At 35.9% G+C, this 22399-nt stretch carries 16 protein-coding genes; 3 read left to right on the top strand and 13 right to left on the bottom strand.

The window, feature by feature from the left end:
* Window positions 1-520 precede the first annotated feature (520 nt).
* The 8 genes from A5866_RS06630 to A5866_RS06665 all read right to left on the bottom strand — a co-directional run bounded on the left by A5866_RS06630 (window position 521) and on the right by A5866_RS06665 (window position 12584).
* Complete coding sequence (locus tag A5866_RS06630) at window positions 521-4855, bottom strand: SpaA isopeptide-forming pilin-related protein (RefSeq protein ID WP_086444020.1); 4335 nt, start codon at window positions 4853-4855, stop codon at window positions 521-523.
* Window positions 4856-5020: 165 nt separating this feature from the next.
* The gene (gene dltD / locus A5866_RS06635) at window positions 5021-6289 is read right to left on the bottom strand and encodes a D-alanyl-lipoteichoic acid biosynthesis protein DltD (RefSeq protein ID WP_176332537.1); all 1269 of its coding nucleotides are present in this window, start codon (window positions 6287-6289) and stop codon (window positions 5021-5023) included.
* On the bottom strand, window positions 6289-6525 hold the full coding sequence (gene dltC, locus A5866_RS06640; RefSeq protein ID WP_086278753.1) for a D-alanine--poly(phosphoribitol) ligase subunit DltC: 237 nt from the start codon (window positions 6523-6525) through the stop codon (window positions 6289-6291). Before dltC ends, dltD begins: the two co-directional genes overlap by 1 nt.
* A gap of 69 nt (window positions 6526-6594) precedes the next feature.
* Window positions 6595-7800 (bottom strand): D-alanyl-lipoteichoic acid biosynthesis protein DltB, encoded by a 1206-nt coding sequence (dltB, locus tag A5866_RS06645; protein WP_086278752.1) that lies wholly within the window; start codon window positions 7798-7800, stop codon window positions 6595-6597.
* The gene (gene dltA / locus A5866_RS06650; protein WP_086444019.1) at window positions 7797-9311 is read right to left on the bottom strand and encodes a D-alanine--poly(phosphoribitol) ligase subunit DltA; all 1515 of its coding nucleotides are present in this window, start codon (window positions 9309-9311) and stop codon (window positions 7797-7799) included. The genes dltB and dltA overlap by 4 nt, the downstream gene beginning before the upstream one ends.
* Window positions 9312-9325: 14 nt before the next feature.
* Complete coding sequence (locus A5866_RS06655; RefSeq protein WP_086278750.1) at window positions 9326-9475, bottom strand: teichoic acid D-Ala incorporation-associated protein DltX; 150 nt, start codon at window positions 9473-9475, stop codon at window positions 9326-9328.
* 264 nt (window positions 9476-9739) lie between these two features.
* Window positions 9740-11827, bottom strand: a complete 2088-nt coding sequence (locus tag A5866_RS06660) for an ABC transporter permease (RefSeq protein ID WP_086444018.1) — start codon at window positions 11825-11827, stop codon at window positions 9740-9742.
* Window positions 11817-12584, bottom strand: coding sequence for an ABC transporter ATP-binding protein (locus A5866_RS06665; RefSeq protein ID WP_086278747.1), 768 nt, complete (start codon window positions 12582-12584; stop codon window positions 11817-11819). Before A5866_RS06665 ends, A5866_RS06660 begins: the two co-directional genes overlap by 11 nt.
* 310 nt (window positions 12585-12894) lie before the next feature.
* On the opposite strand from A5866_RS06665, the gene nrdD reads away from it, so the two are divergent.
* The 3 genes from nrdD (at window position 12895) to A5866_RS06680 (ending at window position 16845) form a co-directional block, all read left to right on the top strand.
* Complete coding sequence (gene nrdD, locus A5866_RS06670) at window positions 12895-15087, top strand: anaerobic ribonucleoside-triphosphate reductase (protein ID WP_086444017.1); 2193 nt, start codon at window positions 12895-12897, stop codon at window positions 15085-15087.
* Between the two features lie 220 nt (window positions 15088-15307).
* Window positions 15308-15910 carry an anaerobic ribonucleoside-triphosphate reductase activating protein gene (gene nrdG / locus A5866_RS06675; protein ID WP_086278745.1) on the top strand — a complete coding sequence of 201 codons (603 nt, stop codon included), beginning with the start codon at window positions 15308-15310 and terminating at the stop codon, window positions 15908-15910.
* Between the two features lie 149 nt (window positions 15911-16059).
* Window positions 16060-16845, top strand: coding sequence for an SDR family oxidoreductase (locus A5866_RS06680; RefSeq protein ID WP_086444016.1), 786 nt, complete (start codon window positions 16060-16062; stop codon window positions 16843-16845).
* A 97-nt stretch (window positions 16846-16942) separates the two neighbouring features.
* On the opposite strand, the gene A5866_RS06685 is transcribed toward A5866_RS06680, so the two are convergent.
* The 5 genes from A5866_RS06685 to A5866_RS06705 form a co-directional block, all read right to left on the bottom strand.
* Entirely contained in the window at window positions 16943-18361 is a 1419-nt protein-coding gene (locus A5866_RS06685; RefSeq protein ID WP_086444015.1) for a cryptochrome/photolyase family protein, read from the bottom strand.
* Between the two features lie 83 nt (window positions 18362-18444).
* Window positions 18445-19590: a DNA polymerase IV gene (gene dinB, locus A5866_RS06690; RefSeq protein ID WP_086278742.1), complete on the bottom strand. Its 1146-nt coding sequence runs from the start codon at window positions 19588-19590 to the stop codon at window positions 18445-18447.
* A gap of 45 nt (window positions 19591-19635) precedes the next feature.
* Window positions 19636-20613 carry an HD domain-containing protein gene (locus A5866_RS06695; protein ID WP_086444014.1) on the bottom strand — a complete coding sequence of 326 codons (978 nt, stop codon included), beginning with the start codon at window positions 20611-20613 and terminating at the stop codon, window positions 19636-19638.
* 128 nt (window positions 20614-20741) lie between these two features.
* Window positions 20742-21083, bottom strand: coding sequence for a P-II family nitrogen regulator (locus A5866_RS06700; protein ID WP_086278740.1), 342 nt, complete (start codon window positions 21081-21083; stop codon window positions 20742-20744).
* A gap of 11 nt (window positions 21084-21094) precedes the next feature.
* Entirely contained in the window at window positions 21095-22312 is a 1218-nt protein-coding gene (locus A5866_RS06705; protein WP_086444013.1) for an ammonium transporter, read from the bottom strand.
* Window positions 22313-22399 lie beyond the last annotated feature (87 nt).

Consider the following 22399-nt stretch of genomic DNA (forward strand, 5'->3'; position numbering starts at 1 on the left):
TTTTTTTATAGAGTTTAGCCCGTGCAGCTAAATAACATATGGTAACAACGTTCCGCTTCACCTTGTACTTTTCAACATCTTAATAACTGTTGGAAGCAACGTTCCTTTCAGTCACCTTGTACCATTCAACATCAACTCATTTCTTCATTGTGTTTCTTGGCATGTTTCAAAGCAAAAGCTTAGCCGGCTCGTTCAGCTCTGACAGGAAAATAGGAAAAATAGATTGCGGTGCTTTTTACCACAAACTATTTTTATCTTTTTCCCGAAGACCTTCAATCTTTGGAGCTTTAGCTCATAGGAGTTGATGAGATCGGAGCAGAGCGTAGTGCTAGCCCATGTAACTAAATAAAACACGATAACAACACTTCATCCCTGCAATTATCATTATTGCTATTATATCATTTCTTTTCATCAATGGAAAAACTAATGATACCTGATCCATTTTTAAACCGAAAGCGATAGAAACATCCTCTGTGTGGACATTTTCTATCGCTTTCTTATCTCTTAAGAAACGTTTACTTTAATCTAGTTGTTTTTTTCTATAGTAATAAATAACGCAATAACCAAGCAGACTAATAAGTAAGCTATTTCCTAAGACGCTGTACCAATATCCTGTTTGTTCATTTGTTCTTGGTAATTTTGTCTTAGCAAGTAACGTTGTTTTTGTTGTCTTACCTTCAATTTTTGTTCCATCTATTTCTTTTGGTATCGTTGGGTCAACAATCGGCGGCACTGATACTTGTTCATATACATAAACGATTGTTTGAGGTGTCTCAGTAAACATAACTTCATCTGTACTTAAAAGTTGATCTAGATTAACTCTTAGTCGAGAGGTTGATTGTTGTTGTTCTTTGAAACGATAGCCTTTGATTTCTTTTGGCTGAACCTTTTGTTTCGTCCCAACTTTTCCGTTTATCACATCATCATTCGCAATTTCTTTGCCATTAGTATCTATATGATGGAATTTAATTTCTCCAACTAGAGGCGCATTTTCTATCGTCGTTTTATGATTCAAGTGCTCTGGACTAATTTCAATAGTTTCTCCAATTTCTTTCAATAGATAGCCAACAGGTGCTTTGGTTTCAACAAGTGTATACGTTGCTTGTGGCAAGTCTTTGAAATCTGCGATTCCATCTTCATTGGTGGTCTTGGTAATTTTCTTATCTGGATCAGCTTGGGAAATTAGTGTAAATTCTGCACCGCTAAGTGCTTGCTTTGTTTCCAGATCGATTTTGTTTACGCGTATTGATCCTAGTAGTAATTGGTTGACTTTGTTTGTTGTAGCCTTTATTTCAGATTCGATTTGTTCTTTTGTTAATTCCAACGAAACTGGTGTTGAATCTAATTGATAACCTACTGGTGCTTTTGTCTCTATAAATGAATAGGTTCCCGCACTCATTTCAGAAACTAAGATTAAACCTTCGTCATTCGAGGTAAATACTTTCGCTTCTCCTTGATTGGCTACCCAATTCGGTTCACCTTGTTCATTTTCTTGATAAAATGTTGTCTGATCTTGCTCACTATGGGATAAAATGAATTCTGCTCCTGGTAGAGCGTGTCCAGCAGGATCGACTTTCTTCAATTCTATGTCACCAGTTGTAATGATTGGTTCATTTTCAACGGTCGTGACATAACCTGGATCATTTATTTCATCATCAGATTTAGTAGATAATAGTACACCTTTTTGATACTTTTCAGATAGCTTATAACCATCCGGTGCAGTTATTTCTTTGATCAAATATTCACCCTCAGCCACTGACTGAAAGGCAGCATTTCCGTCTTGATCTGACGTAGCTTTCAACCCTAGCGATTGTTGACTCTCTTTATCAAACAGTTCAAAAACTGCACCTGATAATGGTTGCTGCGTGCGTGCGTCGACTTTCTTCAATAGAATCTGTCCTACACCTTTTCCAGAACCAGAACCACTGGTCACAGTATGATTGACCGTTGCCCAATCAGATTTAATTGCCTTGTCATTAGTAAAAACTGCTATATTACGAACATTTGCTGATTTGGTCGTAACCGTTTGGTATTCTACAGTAACGCCTCTTGTTTCTTTCTTAAACGTGATTTTAAAGTAATTCGTATCATAATTTTTAAGTGCTGAACCTGCTGGACTTTGATCTTGGTCATAAGTAAAGGTAATCTCATAGTCTTCACCTAATTTTAAGACGTTATTCGTCAATTGATCTCTCACTACAAAAGCATCAGTCCCAATTACAAAATTAGTATTTTCTGCTTTTGATAAGTCAGCTAATGTAAATGTATCTTCTAACACTAAGTTTTTATAGGGACGATTAGCTGGCATAATATTAGATCTGATAATCCAACTCGCCAGTTTATTGTCAACCGTTGATACACGCCCACTTTTGTAGGTATTAATGCCTAAAGCAACGAGTAGTTCTGCTTTTAAATCATGTGGGTAGTTGCCCTCATCACTAATTTTAGCCGTATTCGTAAAATTAGTATAGTAATCAGAAATGGGTGCTGTACTTGGTGCTGTTTTGTATCTTAGCGCTACTTTTTTATTCCCGATTGCGGAAAATTCAAGATGAATTTGACTATCCTTAATTTCCATAACAGTTGGATAACGGTCATCTCCTGGCTGAATTTTTTCTCCAGTAATGACGGTTTCTTTGCCATTTTCATTGACAATCTTATCTAACGCCAAGATTTCAATTGAATTTTTATCTAATTTTTGAATTGATTCAATGTCATCATCTAAAATTAAATTTTTATATTTATGACGTTCTTCATTGATCCCGATCGTCCAAGTGAGTATCCCATCATTGCTGTTATAGCTAACATTTTTCTTGCCGCCTTCCATTAAGAAACTTGGGATATTGAATGTTGCAGAAGCTTCCATTGGAATATTCCCATTACCGGCAAGTGACACCTTATTGCTTAATTCGTCTCCTACTTTGATATCTGTGTTGTCGAATTTACTTGTATAAGTCAAAACATATTTATTCGTTGTAACGCCTTGATGGACACCTAACATATCTATGGTAAAACCAGAACTAGTTTTATTGATTGTATAATCTTGTCCAACAACTAAAGAATGCTTGGTTTTATCATCACCTTTGGCATAATAGTAAAAGTCAGCAGATCCGTCAACCAGCTCTTTCACTCTTTCTCCAAATTGATCGATCATTTGATTAAATTGCATACCCCAGTGTTTATTATTGACGATGATCGACCAATCCACTGTTCCTGATGTCATATCTAAGGAATCTTCTTCTAAAATTTTAGAAATATTTGATGGTGCTAAATTGACCTTTGCATCATCACTTCCTAATGAATCAGATACCTTGTTTTCTATTTCACGCGGGCTAGGATTTTGAATGGCTGTTTCATAGACAAAACGATAAGCTGCTGTTGGTGTAGGACTTTGATTATTAGTATAAATATAATCAGTCGTGTACTGTCCAAATCCACTGGTATCCCAATGATTACTTGGTGCCAGACCGCCTAAACTGATCGAGCCAGTACCATAAACATAAAGATTATAGATTTTTAGATTTGAAACCGTTAGATCATTTGGAACTTCATCCGTTAAAATATCTGTGAGTTTAGTTCCTAATGCTAATTCAGTGCTATCTAAATTGTAATCGATCGTCCAAACAATCGTATTTGTTTTCACATTATATTCGCCTTTTTTGGTCATATGAGGATTATGATTGTATTGGAAATAAACATAGTTTGAAAGTGACGTACCGTAGATCGTCGCTTCGGTTCCCATATAATAGAGTTCTTCATTGGCAATCGACTCTTCTTTGATAACAGATTCATACGTCATGATTACTGCTTTGTTCGTCTCTTTAGCTAAAATCACTTCTAAATCAGTATTATTTTGTTGAAGCGTATAATCTTCGCTTCCTAATAAGGTAGGTTCACCAATTAAACTGCCGCCCATAGAAACGTCTTGTGCAAAAACTTTCACATTTTTTACAGTGACGTAAGCTGATGCATTTTCAATTGCGCTTGAGCCATTTCTACTAATTTTTGACTTTACGACTATTTTCTCATTTGGCTGAATCGTTTGTCGATTGATATTTGTTTTGATTTCAGTTGAAACGATATCAGTATTAAAATTTTTATTTTTTTTCAGGCTAATACTTCCTTCACCTGATAGCTTAAATAATAGCTCATATTTTTTTTCTTGGTTATTTACTAACGAGAAGGTAATGGTTTTAAGTAAATCACTATCATCGCTGTATGGAATAAAACTAGTTTCAATGTCGATTTGATATTTTCCATTGACTACTGTTTCATTAAATATAATAGTAAGCTTTCCAGTCGTATCTAGAGTCCAACTTCCAACGGTCTCTAATCTTCCTGATATGTTGTTTGAGATTGCAATATCTGCTGGTAGTTGATATTCATAAGTTCCAGCCTGAATTGTTTGATTTTCTGTTCCAACCTGAAGGGACAACTTTAATGGTGCTTGTCTTTGTGGTCGATTGGTTGTTGTATCGTATTCTACGCCTTTAGGATCAGTTAAAGTAACATTCGTTATTAAATTCTCAGTTTGTTGTACTTTTGCTTGCTTTGACTCCAATTTTACTTCACTAGTTGAAGTTTCGACTGATTTTTCTGGTACTTCCGTTGAAGCAACAACTGATTCTTCAATCTGCTTATCCACTGTATCCTCTGTCGAAGTCTCATTTATAACAGCGCTTTCTGAACTTTCTGAAGAAATTCCTGTGTTCAATGTTTCACTTGTTGACGTACTTGTCGAAATCTCCGAAGTGTTTTCAGATAAAAATGTTTCAGCAAAACTAACAACAGGAATCAAAGAATTAGCAATCATTAATAGTAACACCATTACTATCCAAAATTTCTGTCTTTTCATCATTTCCCTCTTTTCATTTTATTAAAAAAACATATAACTATTAGTATTTTACCATATATTTTTCATTTTAATAGATGAAATCACAATATTCCATAATATAATTGTAAAATAAAAAGCATAATTGTTTTAAAAAAACAATCATACTTTTATTTTTATTTTTATTTCTTATTTCAAGTCAGCTGGTGCTTTTTGTTGCCAATCTTTTGAATAAAAGGATCCATCAAGATGATAACTTGGCACCTTAGTTGAACTTGTTTCCAAAAATGGTTGAATTCGCTGATCAGCTGCTAGCCAACCACGCCAACCTAAATGGATTGTATCAGCCATAAAGTACTGGGTATCACAATCTTTGGTAAAATCTGCAATATTATTAAATCCTTGCGTTGTTAATTGGTATTTCACCTTTTTAGCAAAACCTTGCAGCATCTCTTGAGAGAGTCCTGTAAAATCGGTCCAATGTTTATTCACTGGTGGAATAATAAACAAGACCTCGGCATTGTCTTGTGCCAATTGACTAAGGACCAATTGCAAGTCAGAAAACTCAGGAGAAAAACGATAATCCCAATTCGTTTGTGAATTTTCCAAGGATTTCAATTTCTTTTTCACTCGTTTATCATAAAATGGATTAGATATTTCAAACGGATTGTTATTAGTCGATTTTTGACCAATTTCAGTCGCTAATTGATCTAAGGCACTTACATTATACGTTGTCGGCAAACGCTTCTCAGCTTTTCTAATCGCCTTATCTTTATTAACCATCCCGATTTTCCCAAACAATTCATCTTCACGAGAAAACATGTTAAGCATTAGATTGATATACTGCTTATCTGAACTACTTGGCAGTTCTCCAGAGATAATCGCTTTTAAAGCACGATCTAACCGTTTATCTTCTTTTACCTTTGGGAAATCCATTAAACGTTCGGCAAGATACCGATCGTCATCTGTTACTTTTTCTAAGTCACTAACCCATTGATAGGTTTGCAATTCAGAGTAATAGGCATTGAAATAGTCATTGGTCACGCCATCTTTAACAAACCACTGTGGGGAAATAATAAAAACGACTTTTTTATGCGCAAGATTTTTCCCCATCGACTGCATCATTAATGCTTGTGTTAACGATTGAGTACCTGGTGCTCCTAATAAAAACGGGCGGTAATTTCGATCGTATTTCTCGGCTAAAACAGTTGGATGAAATGGACTGATTCGACTCAGTTCAGATGAGCCAAAAAATGGAACGTATTCCTTTGAACCGATTGCTTTATTTTTGATCGCATTCCCTCTTAATACATTTGTTGCCATAGATGTAGAGGCATCTGCTAAAACACGTTTGCTATCTAAATCTATTTTAAATGGTGCAAAGAAGAAAGCGATAAGTAGAACCGCAGAAATCAAGATCGGTCCAAAGATGGCAAAGATTTTTTTCTTCATACTCATTATTGTAGTGCTTTCACTTGTTCAATAACTTTATTTGGTGTGTTCCATAAATCGCGGTCAAATTCTGAAACAGGTACCTGTACACTAAGTTGGCCTTCAAGTTCAACTAATAATTGAACTGTTGCTAGCGAATCCATCAATCCTTCTTCAAATAAATCTACATCTCTATTTTCTTTGACTTCATCTGTCCCTGCAATTTCTTCTAAAATATCTAAAACTGTTTCTTCTAAGTTCATATGTCATTCTCCTCTATCTTGTACAGTTTTCAGCTGTAGGTTATTTTATTTTTTAGCAATAACTATTTTTTATTTAAAGAACAATGTATCTAAAAATCCTGAAAAAATCAAGAAACTAAAACAAACGGCATTAAACGTTAAGAAAACCGCCAAAGCATGCGTAAATTTATTAGATGGAATTTTTTCTTTATTTTTTTTCTTAAAACGTAGCCAAGCATCGGTCAAACAAATCAGAGCAGCATGATAGAATCCATACGCTAGGTAATACCATGTTAAGCCATGCCACACACCCATCAGTAAGAATAACGCAAAGTAACCAACATTTGAAGCGACGATCCGACTCTTAAACACTTTTTTCTTGATCAAAGTAAACATTAATCGCATATAAATATAATCACGGAACCAGAAAGACAATGTCATATGCCAACGATTCCAAAATTCCTTGATGTTCCAACTTAAGAAAGGCTTATTAAAGTTGACTGGCGTATCATAGCCCATCAAATAGCTTGTTCCAACTGCAAACAAACTATAACCAGCAAAGTCAAAGAATAGGTACATACTATATATATACATGTAAGCTACAAGCTCCCAAGAAAAGCCACCCGTTTTCACAGCCATCTTAGCCACAACAGGCATCAACACTTGACCAAAATAATAGCCAATAATAAATTTATATAAAAAACCCAAAAAGAAATTATGGATCCCTTTTCCTAGAAAGTCGACATATTTTTCTGGTGCTGGCGGATTCTCTACATCTTTTTCAAAACGACGATAACGATCGATTGGTCCAGACGAAATCGTTGGAAAGAATAACAGGAATTCGATATATCGAAAAATATTATATTCTTTAATCGAACCATCGCGCATTTCCATGATGATTTGTACAGACTTGAAGGTCAAGTAGGAAATTCCTAAAAAGCCCAATAAGGAGGCATGTCCTGAAACAAAAGGAACAACTTTAACTAAAACCAATGGTAAAATAGCCAAAAATACAGCAAGGTAAAAAACTTGACTAGCATTTTTCTTTTGACGGTAATGAAAATAAAACCAAACTAAAATCGTCTGCCAGATAACATAACCGATCAAAGCTACACCTTGTTTCCAATCCTCCCCACCAAAGCTCATGTATAAGAACAATAATGTAACTAAAACTTGATACCAAGCCCAACGCTTCCCTTTGATCAATAAAGTAAGGATCATTGGTAGCAGAGCAATCAATAGATAAATAAAATAAATCGGATTCGCATAAGGAATCATGTGAGGAAAGTCGATCATGTTGCATTCACCTCATTCATCAACCCTTTACGGTCGATCTTTCCATTCGCTGTCAACGGCAATTGTTCAACATAGATAAATTTTTGAGGAATCATATAATCCATCACCGATAAACTGAGTTCTTCTTTAATTGCTTTCGTTAATTTAAATTCTTTTTCAAAATCATGAGGATTCGCTACCACAAAGGCTACTAACTGTTGAACCTTATGATTTTGGTATTTCGGTACAACAGCAGCCTGTTTAACATAAGAAACACCAGCCAAATGATGATCAATATCTTCAAGCTCGATTCGATAGCCATGAAGTTTTACTTGAAAATCAATTCGACCATCATAAAGCAGCATACCGTCGACGAGCTTACCAGCATCTCCTGTGCGATACGCTGGTTGACCATTGTACTCAAAGAAGGCGGCAGCTGTTTTTTCTGGATTATGCAGATAGCCTTTAGAAACACTTGGTCCGGCAATTACGATTTCTCCCACTTCTCCAGTTGAAACCTCCTGATCATTCGTCATGATGTAAACTGTTGTGTCGTCTTTTACACGGCCGATTGGTACACGACTATATTCATCCAAAAGCGCTTGGGTGACTTCTACACCAGATATAGCGACAGTTGCTTCTGTCGGACCGTATGTATTAAAAATACGTGCTTGAGGGAAACGGTCTACTAATTTTTGTGCCGTTGCTTTAGGCAGTTCTTCACCACAAAATAGAAAAACCTTTAAGCTATCAACATGCTCTCCGTCAAAGGTCCGTTCCATCAAACAAATATCCATAAAGGATGGTGTTGAAACCCAAACTTCAATGTCTAATGTCGGTAATAACGTAAATAGTTGTTTAAAATCATTAATAACCTCTTTGGCCATCGGTGTTAATGAACCCCCTGAGGTCAAAGCTGGATATAAATCCATCACTGACAAGTCAAATGAATATGGGGCTTGAGATAAAAAGCGCATGCCTTCAGTGATCTCAAAGTCTGTCAATTCCCAATTAACAAAACTTAAAAGATTATTATGACTGATTTGAACCCCTTTTGGTAAACCTGTTGTTCCAGAGGTAAAAATAATATAGTAGGTTTCTGACCCAACAACTGGTTCCAAACTACTTACAGTCTCTAATTCTGAGCAGATGTTGTTAAGTTTATCTATTGAAATAATTTCAGCATCCGTTTCAATATCTGGCCAATCCTTAACTGCAAAAATCATTGCCGGATCAGCAACTTCTAGAATCATCTCAACTCGTTCTTCTGGCGTATGGGCCTCGATTGGTATATAAGCGTGACCAGCTTTGGATGCACCTAAAAAACAAGCTAGCATTTCAAATTCTAATTCGCCATAAACCACGACTGGACGACCTCGGCCTATGTTCTTTTGCAAATATCTAGCAATTGCATCTGAGTCTTGCTTCAACTCACCATAAGTATACGTTCGATTGGTTTCAATATAAACGGGACGGTTTGGCTCCTTCATCCCCCAACGATCGATTGCTTCAATAATATTTAAAATCGTCATGAAGTATTTCCTCCCTAAAACTCGTTATAAATAAATGTACCGCCGTCAATATTTTTATAATGATATAAATAAATCAACATTAAGAGAATCCCAAAATAAAACACGGTCTTTCCAATAAATTTCCCCCAGTATTGCACATTAGGTTGGTTAAAAAATGCTTTCATTCTATTTTAAGCCTCCAAATTTTTTCCAAATTCATAATTTTTGTACTGTTATTGTAATCAAAATCACTAATAAAAGAAACAAAATTTGCAAATAAAGTACACTTTGCTGCTAACAGTTTTGTCACTTCCAACAAAAAGAGGGCAGAACAAAAGGATAAAGGTTTTGTTCTCCCCACTTTCATGCATAAGAACTAACTGTTTTCAACACTTTTTTTAGTTTCCTCATTTTTAGAGCGATAACTACTTACTTAAAAAAATATTAAGTTATTGTCGATATTTCCCATGGATAATACGAGAATAGATTGCTGATGTTAAAAAATAATACGCTAGATAGATCAAGATCAATAGTCCACATGACAGATAAGCCAACCAATAGCCTGAACTGGAAATAAATTTACTAAATACGTAAATCGCAAATGTTGCATGCAATACTCCAATAATCATTGGTGGAAAGAAGATAATACTGTTTTGCTGGTAAACAAGTTTTGTGATTTCTTTTTTAGGAATCCCAATATTCTTTAATAAATCATAATTTTCTTTCTCTTTTTCAGCTTCTGAAAATTGCTGTAACATCAAGATGCTCCCCGTAATGATCAACGCCAACACACCTAAAAACATCGCTACGTAGATGAATAATCCCATTGCTCTTCTGTTATACCTCAATTCTGAAAAGCGATTTGTGTAATTTAACTGCCAATATTCCTGTTCATCATCCTCAGAATACTCTTTAGATTGCTCATTTTCTGCCTTCTGACTTGTTTTAGCTGTATAACCTAGCAACTGATTATCGACCCATTGATATTTATAGTATACAGGAGCGATCCACTTAGGTTTTACCTTCTCAGATATCTTATTGACCAACTCTTCTTCATCATTCGTATGAACATTAAAAGCATTTAATGTATAGGAGATTCCTGAATTTATCTCCTTGAACTGCTCATCCGATACAACCACTGTGGGGAAACTATACCTCAATAAATCCTGTCCCAAAAAATCCGCGCGTACATCTGAAACATGAAGCTTGATTCCATCTGACAATGTAAAATCAGAACCATAGCGGATAAATCCGCCTAAAATATTTTGAATACTATCCAAAATGACGATGTCTTGCTTATTATGTAGCTCAATTTTTTTTAAATATGGATTTATTTTTTGAAATTCTCGATAGTTTGAAAGTGCTAAGATGTTTATTGGGCTTATGTTATTTTCCTCAGTGTCCTGTCCAATTTTAAGATGAAATCGACTACCCGTCAACTTATAATTCAATTTGACGAGAGAATCTATTTTTGTATCCGTTTTATTTTCGATTACTTGCGCTACTTTCTCAAAATCATCTTGTGCAACAATAAAATCTGTTGGTGCTGTAATATTTACAGAGTTCATCCCAATTGTATAAAAAGAGGCCGCACCACCGATCATCCCTAAGGCAATTGCAATAAAAATTGTCACAAACGATAACGTATTGCCGCTTCTTCTAACATGTTTCTTGGTATTACCTAAGGCTAACATGTTTAAATTTCGATAATAGTTGAACTTATCTTTTCCAAATAGATAGACAACTAAGTTCATTGTATAGTTAAAAAATAAATACGTTCCTACCATACAAATCAACATAATCGCTACTGGTGCAATCAAGAACCCTGCAAAACCAAACACTAATTTCATCAAAAAGGTTGCAAAACGGATCACATTATACGATAAAATATAGCCTGTCAGGATAAACACGATCCCTAAAACACCTAAGCCAATCTCAAGAACAGACAAGTTATTTGAATTGGCCGCTCTTTTCTTTGTTTTACTAAGTAAATCTGAGACTTGATAACGATAAATCAGCCAACTACTTCGAAATGATACTGCCAATAACATAAAAACAAAAACAATCCCTGTTTGTATCATGGATGGAATTGACGCATAGAACAGACTTTCTACTTGCAAAAACATGGCTTTGGCCAAAATCATTGAAAATAATTTAGAAAAAATAACGCCAAGAATCAGACCAGTAACTAATGATATAGCACCCAAAATCAACGTTTCAATAAAAAACAGAAAAGATATTTGTTCTTTGCGCATGCCAATTAAGTGATACAGACCGATTTCTTTTCCTCTTTTTAAAAGAAAAAAGTGGTTCGCAGCAAACATGAATCCTAAAATCATGACTACGACTAAAATACCACCTAAATTCATCGCACTATCGATATGAATCTCTTGTCCAACTCTATTCGTTAGATTTCTATTATAGGTAATCGCATTAAAGCAATAATAGACAACAACAGCAAATGTCATACTAACAAAATAAACAAGGTAATTAAGAAATTGTCCTTTAAAATTTTTCCAAGACAAATTAAAAATCATTCGCTCGGCCACCTCCGCCAATCGTTGCCTGCATATCGATCACCCGATTGAAAAACTCTTTTCTAGAACCTTGACGAACTACCTCTGAAAAAAAGACACCATCTTTAATAAACAAAATCCGATTACAGTAACTTGCAGTATAAGGATCATGGGTAACCATCATGATCGTAGCATCGTCTTGTATATTCATATTCGTCATATATTGAAGTAGTTCTGCAGCTGATTTAGAATCCAAAGAGCCTGTTGGTTCATCTGCAAAAATAATTTTAGGTTTAGTGATCAGTGCGCGTGCTGCTGCTACTCGCTGTTTTTGTCCAACTGAGATTGCATTAGGAAAACTACTTAACAATTGGTCGATCCCTAAAATATCAGCAACATGAGCCAACCGTTGCTCCATTTCTGATAGAGGCATACGATCAACAGCCAATGGCAATAAAATATTATCTTTTACATTTAATGTATCCATTAAATTGAAATTTTGGAAAATAAACCCTAGTTTCTTACGTCGAAAATCGCTGATTTTACCATCGCGCATCTTCAATATATCTTGACCATCTATTCGAACCATTCCAGTCGTAGGCAATGCAATCGTGGAAATCGTATTGAGTAATGTCGACTTACCAGCACCACTAGGTCCCATGATCCCGACAAACTCTCCTTGTTCTACAGAAAAAGATATATTATTCAAAACTTGAACCTTATTGCTTCGGTACCCATATGATTTACTTAAATGATTTACTTCTAAAATTTTTGTCATAGATTTCGCTCCAGTTTATTCGTTATCCTTATTCTACCAATATTTTATCCAACTGAACATCGTTTCCTCTTACAATTAAGTAATAATAAAAAAAGATCCATCAATCATTTATTTTTCCAAGCCAAAACGTTGTGACAATTTCCACAAACCTTTTAGGGAGTTGTTTTCACAGTTTTTTTCATCCCCCACAAACACTATATGTAGTTATTAAAAGGCATTAAAAATTAAATTTCACACTATATATAGTTGAAAGATTCTATTGATTGTTTTATCATAAGGAAGAAATAAATCTATGAGGAGATGTGCAGTAATGATGGATATTAAGCAAGCTAATAATGAAGTGAGTTCTACTGGTTCAGCCTTACACACGATTAAAATCGTTAAAAGAGATGGTCGGCTAGTAGATTTTGATGATCGAAAAATTTATGATGCTTTGATCAAGGCTGAACAAAAAATTCGTGGTTCTTTAGACCCGCTTGCACATGAACGCATTCAAGAAATCGTTGAAAGAATCGATCAAGAAATTTCAGATCGTTTTGCAGAAGATGTCAAAATTTATGAAATCCAAAATATCGTTGAACATATTTTACTAGCAAGAAATGAATATGAATTGGCAGAAGAATATATCAACTACCGCACTCGTCGAGATTTTGAACGGAGTAAAGCTACAGATATCAATTTCACAATCAGTAAATTAATCAACAAAGACCAATCAGTCGTTAACGAGAATGCCAATAAAGATAGTGATGTTTTCAACACGCAACGCGATTTAACGGCTGGGATCGTCGGTAAGTCGATTGGACTTAAAATGTTGCCTCCTCATGTTGCCAATGCACATCAAAAAGGTGATATCCACTATCACGACTTAGACTACCATCCATATACACCGATGACCAACTGTTGTTTGATTGACTTCAAAGGGATGTTGAACGATGGATTCAAAATCGGTAATGCTGAAGTTGAGTCACCTAAATCGATCCAAACAGCAACTGCTCAAATCTCACAAATTATAGCCAATGTCGCCTCTAGTCAATATGGTGGTTGTTCTGCTGATCGTGTGGATGAACTATTAGCACCGTTTGCTGAATTAAATTATCAAAAACATTTAGTAGATGCTAAAGAATGGATCGATGGTGCTGATCGTCAAGATGCTTATGCTAAGAGTAAAACCCAAAAAGACATTTATGATGCCATGCAAAGCTTAGAGTATGAGATCAATACCTTATTCACTTCAAACGGACAGACTCCATTCACTTCTTTGGGATTTGGATTAGGTCTAAATTGGTTTGAACGCGAGATTCAAAAAGCGATTTTACAAATCCGTATCAAAGGTTTAGGTAGTGAACATAGAACAGCAATTTTTCCTAAATTGATTTTCACTTTAAAACGTGGTGTTAATTTAAACGAATCAGACCCAAACTATGATGTGAAACAACTTGCATTAGAATGTGCTACAAAAAGAATGTATCCTGATATTTTAAATTATGATAAATTAATCGATTTGACAGGTAGTTTCAAAGTCCCGATGGGTTGTCGTTCTTTCTTGCAAGGATGGAAAGATGAAAATGGCGAAGAAATCAATGTCGGCCGTATGAATTTAGGGGTAGTCACTTTAAACCTACCTCGAATTGCAATGGAAGCACAGGGAAATGTTGATAGATTCTGGACACTTTTAGCTGAGCGTTTAAATACAATGAAAGATGCTTTAGTCTATCGTGTTGAACGTTGTAAAGAAGCCACACCAGCCAATGCACCGATTCTTTATATGTATGGTGCATTTGGTAAACGTTTGTCTCGAAAAGAATCTGTCAATGAATTATTTAAAAACAAACGGGCAACTGTTTCACTAGGCTATATTGGTTTATATGAAGTCGCTTCTGCTTTTTACGGCGGAGACTGGGAAACGAATCCTGAGGCGAAAGACTTTACACTTGCGATTTTAAAAGACTTGAAAGCTCATGCAGATGACTGGGGCAATGAATATGGTTATCATTTTAGTGTTTATTCAACACCAAGTGAAAGCTTAACTGACCGTTTCTGCCGCCTAGATACTGAAAAATTTGGAATTGTCGAAAATATCACAGATAAAGACTATTACACAAACAGTTTCCATTATGATGTACGTAAAAATCCAACACCATTTGAAAAACTAGATTTTGAAAAAGATTATCCACAATATTGCTCTGGCGGTTTCATCCACTATTGCGAATACCCAGTCTTACAACAAAATCCGAAAGCTTTGGAATCTGTTTGGGATTATGCCTATGATCGTGTTGGCTATCTAGGAACTAATACACCGATCGACCATTGTTATGAATGTAATTTCGAAGGAGATTTCCACCCAACAGAACGCGGATTCGAATGCCCACAATGCGGCAATCACGATCCAAAATCATGTGATGTTGTGAAACGTACCTGCGGATACCTAGGCAACCCCCAAGCCCGCCCAATGGTACATGGAAGACATAAAGAAATCTCTTCACGAGTGAAACATATGAAATAAAAAGCGGAACGAACTGGTTAGCTCTGACTGAAAAATAGGAAATATTGATTGTGACGCTTTTTGTCACTAGCAATATTTGTCTTTTTTCTGAAGAGTTGTTTCGTGCAGCTAGATTAAATAAAAAACAGAACAATCCGCTGATTCCAAACACAGAATAAAAAAAGCGATGTGTATTGCATTAAGTTGCAGACATCGTTTTTATTTGAAAGGATGACTAAAAATGAGAAATCCTAAACCACAAGAATGGCTAGCAGAAGAACTCAGCCAAAATTATATTGGTGATTATAAGGCATTTAATTTTGTAGATGGCGAAGGTGTACGAAATAGTCTTTATGTCAGTGGCTGTTTGTTTGCTTGTGAAGGTTGCTTCAATCAGGCAGTTCAAAATTTTCGCTATGGCAAACCATTTACAAAAGAATTAGAAGAGAAAATCATTGAAGATTTATCTCATGATTATGTACAAGGCCTGACCTTACTAGGCGGAGAACCTTTTTTAAATACAGAAGTTTGTTTGACTGTCGTTGATCGAGTGCATCAAGAATTTGGGACTAAAAAAGATATTTGGTCTTGGTCTGGTTATACATTTGAGGAACTATTGCTAGAGTCTGATGATAAACTGGAGCTATTGAGTAAAATCGATATTTTAGTAGATGGACGGTTTGAACTGTCCAAAAAGAACCTAAATCTCCAATTCAGAGGTAGTAGTAATCAACGGATTCTTGATGTCAAGAAATCTTTAGCTAGTGGTCAAGCCGTAATTTGGAACAAATGTCATGATGCACAACAAGCATATGAACAAATAAAAAAAGGACTTTTTATCTAGTATTTAACCCAACGTAGTAACAGAAACTTTCTGATTACTATGTTGGGTTTTGTTTCTATCTATTTGTTTAATCAAATCATTAGCTCATCTTTTAGTGGTATATTACAATAAAATAGAACTCATCAAAGTTGATTAGGAGGAAAAAGATTGTGACTACTAGTTCGTTTGCTACTAAAAAGGCGATTATCACAGGAGCTGCTTCAGGAATTGGCTATGCTACTGCAAAATTATTTATTGAGAAAGGCTTTGTTGTTGGCTTGATTGATGCTGATAAAAATCGCTTGGAATCTATTTCTAAAGAATTCAAACAGGATGGTTACGACTGTTATTACCGAAGTGTAGATGTAACTGATGAAATTAATTTGAAAAAGGCAATCGATGAATTAACGGAAAGTTTAGAAGGCTTGGACGTCTTTTTCAGTAATGCTGGAATCAATGGAACTTGGGCGCCGATTGAAACCTTAACGATCAGTGATTGGGATCAAACGATAAACACCAACTTGCGCAGTACATTTTTATGTACAAAATTTGCGATTCCCCATATGAAAGAAAACGGTGGATCGATCATTATAACAAGTTCTATTAACGGAACTCGAATTTTTAATAACTTCGGTGCTTCAGCCTACAGTTCTTCAAAGGCTGGGCAAGTGGCTTTTACAAAAATGGCTGCTTTAGAACTCGCTCGTTATAACATTCGTGTAAATGCTATCTGTCCTGGTGCTATCGATACGGCAATCAATGGAAAAACAAAATACTCAGCTGATCTGGATGAAGTTGAAATCAAGGTAGAATTTCCAGAAGGGAATCGTCCGTTGAAACATGAAACTGGAACCAGTGAGCAAGTTGCTCAATCTGTGCTATTTTTAGCCACCGATGCTTCAGCTAATATTTCAGGTACAGAGCTTTATGTTGATGGAGCAGAATCTTTGCTTTAAGTTAAACAAGAGAGGTTGCTTCTGCTCCCATCGTTTATTCGGATACAAAGAGCCCGAAACAAAACTATTTTAGTTTTGTCTCGGGCTCTTATTTGTTCTAATGAGCGCTTGTTTTGAAAAAGGTAAGAACCTCTTCACGAATCTTACGGTGATCAACAATCGGCTCGGGGTAATCTTTTCCAATAACTACACCACTCTTTTTTTGAAGCTCTTCTGACATCTTACTCGGCTCATGAATAAATTCATTTGATACACCTTTTAACTCGGGAATAAACTGGCGAATAAAATCACCGTATCGATCAAATTTTTCACTTTGTGTCGTAGGATTAAATATCCGAAAATAAGGAACGGCATCTGTTCCGGTAGAAGCTGCCCATTGCCAACCTCCTATATTACTCGCTGCATCATAGTCAATCAGTTTTTGTTGGAAATACTCTTCTCCCAATCTCCAGTCGATCAATAAATCTTTCGTTAGAAACGATGCCACAATCATTCGTAAACGGTTATGCATCCAGCCAGTCTGATTTAGCTGCCTCATTCCAGCATCTACAACTGGAAAACCTGTCTGTCCTTTTTTCCATCTTTCAAAAAAATTTTGATTATAGCTCCATTGCAGTTGTCGATATTGTTCCTTGATTTCTTGTGTTTTTTGTTTGGGATTCTCAGAGTAAATCATATTATAAAAGTCTCGCCAACAAAGTTCAGAAATAAAAGTTTGACGTCCATTGGAATCTGGTTCAGCATTAAGAGCATGCCAAACTTTGCGTATAGATAATTCACCTGTTCTTAGAAAACGTGATAACTTACTCGTTTGATCTGAATAAGGGTAGTCTCGACCATCTTGATATTCATGTAAGTGATTCTTTATAAACTCTTTTAAATAATTCTCCGCTACAACTTCCCCACATTGATATTCAAAAGGTAAATGAATGTCTTTAATGATTTGCTTAAACTTTTTTTCTCCCTCTATAAATAATGGATGTGAACTTTCTTTTAATAAATCTAACGGAGCCACGGTTCTTTGATATGAGCGTTTTGGCATTGTCAGCCATTTTTTAAAGTAAGGTGTGAAAATCTTGTAACTTTCTCCAGTTGGCTTTTTAATTTCCTGCACACCATGTAGATGACTGTCTTGGTAAGAATATACTTGAATCTGGTTATTCTCAAAAAATTCAATCATTTTCTGATCCCGTTCTTTTCCGAAACCACGTTCATCTGAATTAAAATAGATTTTACTCCAATCTGGATAGCCCTTTTTTAAATTGGTAAAATTTTCTTTTAGGTTTCCATATAAGAAATGGATTGAAACACCGTTCGCTTTCGCATGCTCATAAAAACTATTTAAGCTATAGAAAAAAGCAGCATGATTATAGCTATCTTCTATAAATTGCAGTGGATTCAATTGAAAAATACAAATAAGTTCATCTGCAGATTTACTATCTTCTACCATCTTACTAAACGCTGTATTATCCTCTAAACGAAGGTCTTTACGAAACCACATAATCGTTTTGCTCATTGCCTCTTTCCTTTCAGGTTTATGAATACTTAGATAGTAGCATAGATATTAAATTATCACTAAAATTAAGCTTTGATTTGCTGTTACTTCAACGCTTCATTTTCATCCGTTTTTGTTTTTTCCCATAGGGGCAATACCATATTTTCGTAAGCCATTGGATCGAGATTCGTCAAGGTTATCCCTAATAGCCGAATCCCTTGTTCAAGTCCCAGTACTTCTTCCCAAATCAGGTTGGCCTGGTAATACAATTCTTCTTTTTTCGAAATATATTCTGGTAAAGTCTGACGCTTTGTCACTGTCGTATAATCTGTATAACGAACTTTCAACACAACTGTTTTCCCATGCTTTTGGACTCGCTCTAACGATTCTTCCACTCGTTCTGCTAATTGTCTTAATTGAGCAGTTACTTGCGCTTCAGTCGTTAGTGGTGTGCCATATGTATGCTCTTTCCCTACTGATTTACGGTCTCTGGTGATATTTACAGGAGAATCGTGGATCCCGCGAACTTTTCGATAAAGAGAATAGCCCATTTTACCAAAATTACGGATCAGCATCATCTCATCTTGTTTGTACAGATCCTCTCCAGTATAAATACCTAAATCATGCATTTTAGGTACTGTTTTTTTCCCAACTCCATGAAATGCTTCGATTGGCAACGCCTTTAAAAAAGCTTCAGCCTCATCGGGCATGACAACCGTTAGCCCTTTAGGTTTTTGAAAATCCGAGGCTAACTTTGCCAAAAATTTATTATAACTGACACCAGCAGAACAAGTTAAATGTAACTCGTTCCAAATATCATATTGAATCAATTTAGCGATTTTAATCGCTGATTTACTGTTGATCTTATTTTCCGTAACATCTAGATAGGCCTCATCTATTGATACTGGCTCGATAATATCAGTATAACGGCGAAAAATCTCTCTAATTTGCTGAGAAATTTCAGAATACTTCTCATAGTTGCCTGGTTTAAAAATAGCATCTGGACATAATTCATAAGCTTTTTGAGCGCTCATGGCTGAATGGATACCGAATTTACGGGCTTCATAGTTTGCAGTAGTTACTACGCCTTTCCCTCCTGTATCACTAGGATGGCGTGCAATCACTAACGGATGCCCTACTAACTCTGGATGATCCCGTTCTTCAACAGAAGCAAAAAAAGCATCCATATCGATATGAATAATCTTACGGGAAATATCCTTCTTTAAAGGGAAACGCAGTTCGCTGATCATAATCGCCATCCTCCTTTAAAATAGGCTTACTATCACCTTTTATCTTTAACTAAGTTTAAGAAAAATTCCCTTTTCGCTATCTTCTAGCATCTTTTCAATTTTTGTTTGAGCAACCCGTGAGATACTGGACGTTGATACCACTTGGTTAGTTATTTTTACTAGAGGATCCACGAACCTTATCTTCTTCTTTTGATAAATATCATAGTTATCCTCACTAGAGCAAACACTGAATTTTAGTGAGTGATTCATTTTATCCAATAACTGTCGAATTTGAAGACTATTACTTGATTTTAACTTTTTAAGAAACGCCGCATCAGTCATCAGCAAATCATCCCATGTAATTTCTTTATTTTCCAGCCCAAGCTGAATTGCTTTTGCCATCCATTCATAACTGCATATATTACGAGGATCGTAAAAAAAGTCGATCACTACTTTTTGATACTGATCTATAAACCAAGTCGCCCAATCAACCGAATCCAAAACAATCTGACCTTCTATGATAGTTATCGATCCTAAAAATTCCTGAATTTCTTTAAGTGGTACAGAAAAGTAGCGGTGCACTTCTCGTAATGTGTAATCAATTCGGTCACAACATAGCAATGGCGCTTGTTGCTCCAATAATCCCCATTGATCATCATCAAATAAAATTTGTCGATGATCAAATCCATACTGATTTAGTAGCCCGGGAATCGTTGACCGTTCAATCAACGCTGTTTTGATTTGTTCATGGTAATTATCCGCTTTATTAGACAAAGCTAAATCGATCACATGAGAAAAAGCAGTATGTGACACATCATGTAGTAAACCAGCAATTTGCTCTGCTACAGTTCCGCCAAGTTTTCTAATCAACAACATAACACCGATAGAATGTTCGTACCTTGTTTCATTCCAAGCTGGATTGATTAAAAAAGCCGGACCTGCCATATGAACATCTTTTAAACGCTGAATCTCTTCTGACAAGATCAATGCAGCCAGAACGTCTTCTACTTCAAATGAACCATATAGAATATCCTCAACAATCATTTATTTCTCCTTTAAAATTCTTCTGTCTTGTACAAACATTATATACGAACGTTTGTTCATTTACAACTGATTTTATTTAAAAAAAGGAAGTCAAGCTGTTTTAAGCTCAACTCCTTTATAGACAGTATCTATATTGCTTTTACTCCCCTTTCCCCCGTTCTAATTCGGATCGCCTCTTCTACGTTATAAACAAAGATTTTGCCGTCGCCGACCTCGCCTGTTTGACAAATAGCCAAAATCAAAGAAATAATTTTTTCTACATTTTCATCTAAAACAACGAAACTAACTTTAACTTTAGGTAATAGTGTCGTAATGATTTCTTGCCCCCGCACGTATTCTTTCAAGCCTTTTTGGTTACCAAAACCTAGTACTTGACTGACCGTCATCCCTAACGCTTCAAAACGATCGTCCACCATTACTTTTAGCTCTTCTAATTTTTCCTGTTGTATGATTGCTTCTACTTTTTTCATCTATTTTCCTCCTAAGAATCCAATCCCATAAATGTTGGATAAGCTGTTTCATCATGTTCAATGCGATCCAACCCTAATGCTTCTTCTTTTGCAGAAACTCGAATCGGCATAAACAATTGAATTCCTTTGATGATCAAAAAGCTGGCAACTCCAGCAAATACGATGGTAAAAGCAATACTGGCTACTTGTGCCACAAACAATTCAGTACCTCCATAAAGTAAACCAGTTTTCTCACCTACCGCTGGATCAGCAAAAATCCCAGTCATAATTCCTCCAAAAATCCCACCAACACCATGACAACCAAAAGCATCTAGCGCATCATCATAACCAAATTTATGTTTAACAAACGAAATAAAATAATAACAAAATGGGCTAACTAAAGCACCCAGAACAAATGAACTCCACAGAGAAACGAATCCTGCCCCTGGAGTAATAGCTACTAAACCTACCACAGCTCCCGTACAGGCACCTACGACTGTCGGCTTACCGATCGCTAACTTTTCGATCAACATCCAAGAAAGCATCCCACTAGCTGCTGCTGTATTAGTCGTCAGCATAGCATGGATTGCCAAACCATCCGCTGCTAGTGCGGATCCCGCATTAAATCCAAACCAGCCAAACCAGAGCAAGCCCGCACCTAAAACAACAAAAGGAATATTATGTGGGCGATACTCCGTTTGACGATATTCTCGACGTTGTCCTAAAACGATTGCCAATACAAGACCTGAAATCCCTGAGCTAATATGAACGACATTTCCACCCGCAAAATCGATCGATCCTATTTTATCTAAAAATCCTCCGCCCCAAACCATATGGGCCATCGGATAATAGACTAAGATTGACCAGATACCAATAAATGAGAAGATTGCCGAAAAACGCATTCTTCCAACCACAGCACCTGTAATGATTGCAGTGGTGATCAACGCAAACATCATTTGAAAACCTGCAAATAAACCTTCTGGAATCGTTTCACCTTTCGTCATTGAAACATGCTCAAAAAATAGTTTATCCAAGTTACCAACAAATAAATTCTCTCCACTAAACGACATTGAATAACCGATCATGACCCAAAGAACTGAAGCAAGACCCATTACGCAGATCACCATCATCATTGTATTGAGAATGTTTTTCCTACGTTCCAATCCACCGTAAAAAAATGCCAGTGCCGGAGTCATCAAAAAGACCATTGCGGAGCAAATCAGAATAAACGCAATATTTCCTGTTTCCATAAAATCCCTCCAATTACCAAGTTAAGCCAACCTTCACTTTAGCTTTGTCGGTTATTTTAGCATCGTTTTTTTAATTCTCCTAGTAAA

The organism is Enterococcus sp. 12C11_DIV0727, assembly GCF_002148425.2.
In the GTDB taxonomy this organism is placed as follows: domain Bacteria; phylum Bacillota; class Bacilli; order Lactobacillales; family Enterococcaceae; genus Enterococcus_L; species Enterococcus_L lemimoniae.

Coding starts and splice junctions, on each gene's coding strand:
- dltA (WP_086444019.1), bottom strand. CDS start 9,311: ATGACGATTTTAAATATTATTGAAGCAATCGATCGTTGGGGGATGAAG.
- A5866_RS06700 (WP_086278740.1), bottom strand. CDS start 21,083: ATGAAAAAAGTAGAAGCAATCATACAACAGGAAAAATTAGAAGAGCTA.
- A5866_RS06695 (WP_086444014.1), bottom strand. CDS start 20,613: ATGATTGTTGAGGATATTCTATATGGTTCATTTGAAGTAGAAGACGTT.
- dltC (WP_086278753.1), bottom strand. CDS start 6,525: ATGAACTTAGAAGAAACAGTTTTAGATATTTTAGAAGAAATTGCAGGG.
- dltD (WP_176332537.1), bottom strand. CDS start 6,289: ATGAGTATGAAGAAAAAAATCTTTGCCATCTTTGGACCGATCTTGATT.
- A5866_RS06630 (WP_086444020.1), bottom strand. CDS start 4,855: ATGAAAAGACAGAAATTTTGGATAGTAATGGTGTTACTATTAATGATT.
- A5866_RS06665 (WP_086278747.1), bottom strand. CDS start 12,584: ATGACAAAAATTTTAGAAGTAAATCATTTAAGTAAATCATATGGGTAC.
- nrdD (WP_086444017.1), top strand. CDS start 12,895: ATGATGGATATTAAGCAAGCTAATAATGAAGTGAGTTCTACTGGTTCA.
- A5866_RS06685 (WP_086444015.1), bottom strand. CDS start 18,361: ATGAGCAAAACGATTATGTGGTTTCGTAAAGACCTTCGTTTAGAGGAT.
- A5866_RS06660 (WP_086444018.1), bottom strand. CDS start 11,827: ATGATTTTTAATTTGTCTTGGAAAAATTTTAAAGGACAATTTCTTAAT.
- nrdG (WP_086278745.1), top strand. CDS start 15,308: ATGAGAAATCCTAAACCACAAGAATGGCTAGCAGAAGAACTCAGCCAA.
- dltB (WP_086278752.1), bottom strand. CDS start 7,800: ATGATCGACTTTCCTCACATGATTCCTTATGCGAATCCGATTTATTTT.
- A5866_RS06705 (WP_086444013.1), bottom strand. CDS start 22,312: ATGGAAACAGGAAATATTGCGTTTATTCTGATTTGCTCCGCAATGGTC.
- A5866_RS06655 (WP_086278750.1), bottom strand. CDS start 9,475: ATGAAAGCATTTTTTAACCAACCTAATGTGCAATACTGGGGGAAATTT.
- dinB (WP_086278742.1), bottom strand. CDS start 19,590: ATGATCAGCGAACTGCGTTTCCCTTTAAAGAAGGATATTTCCCGTAAG.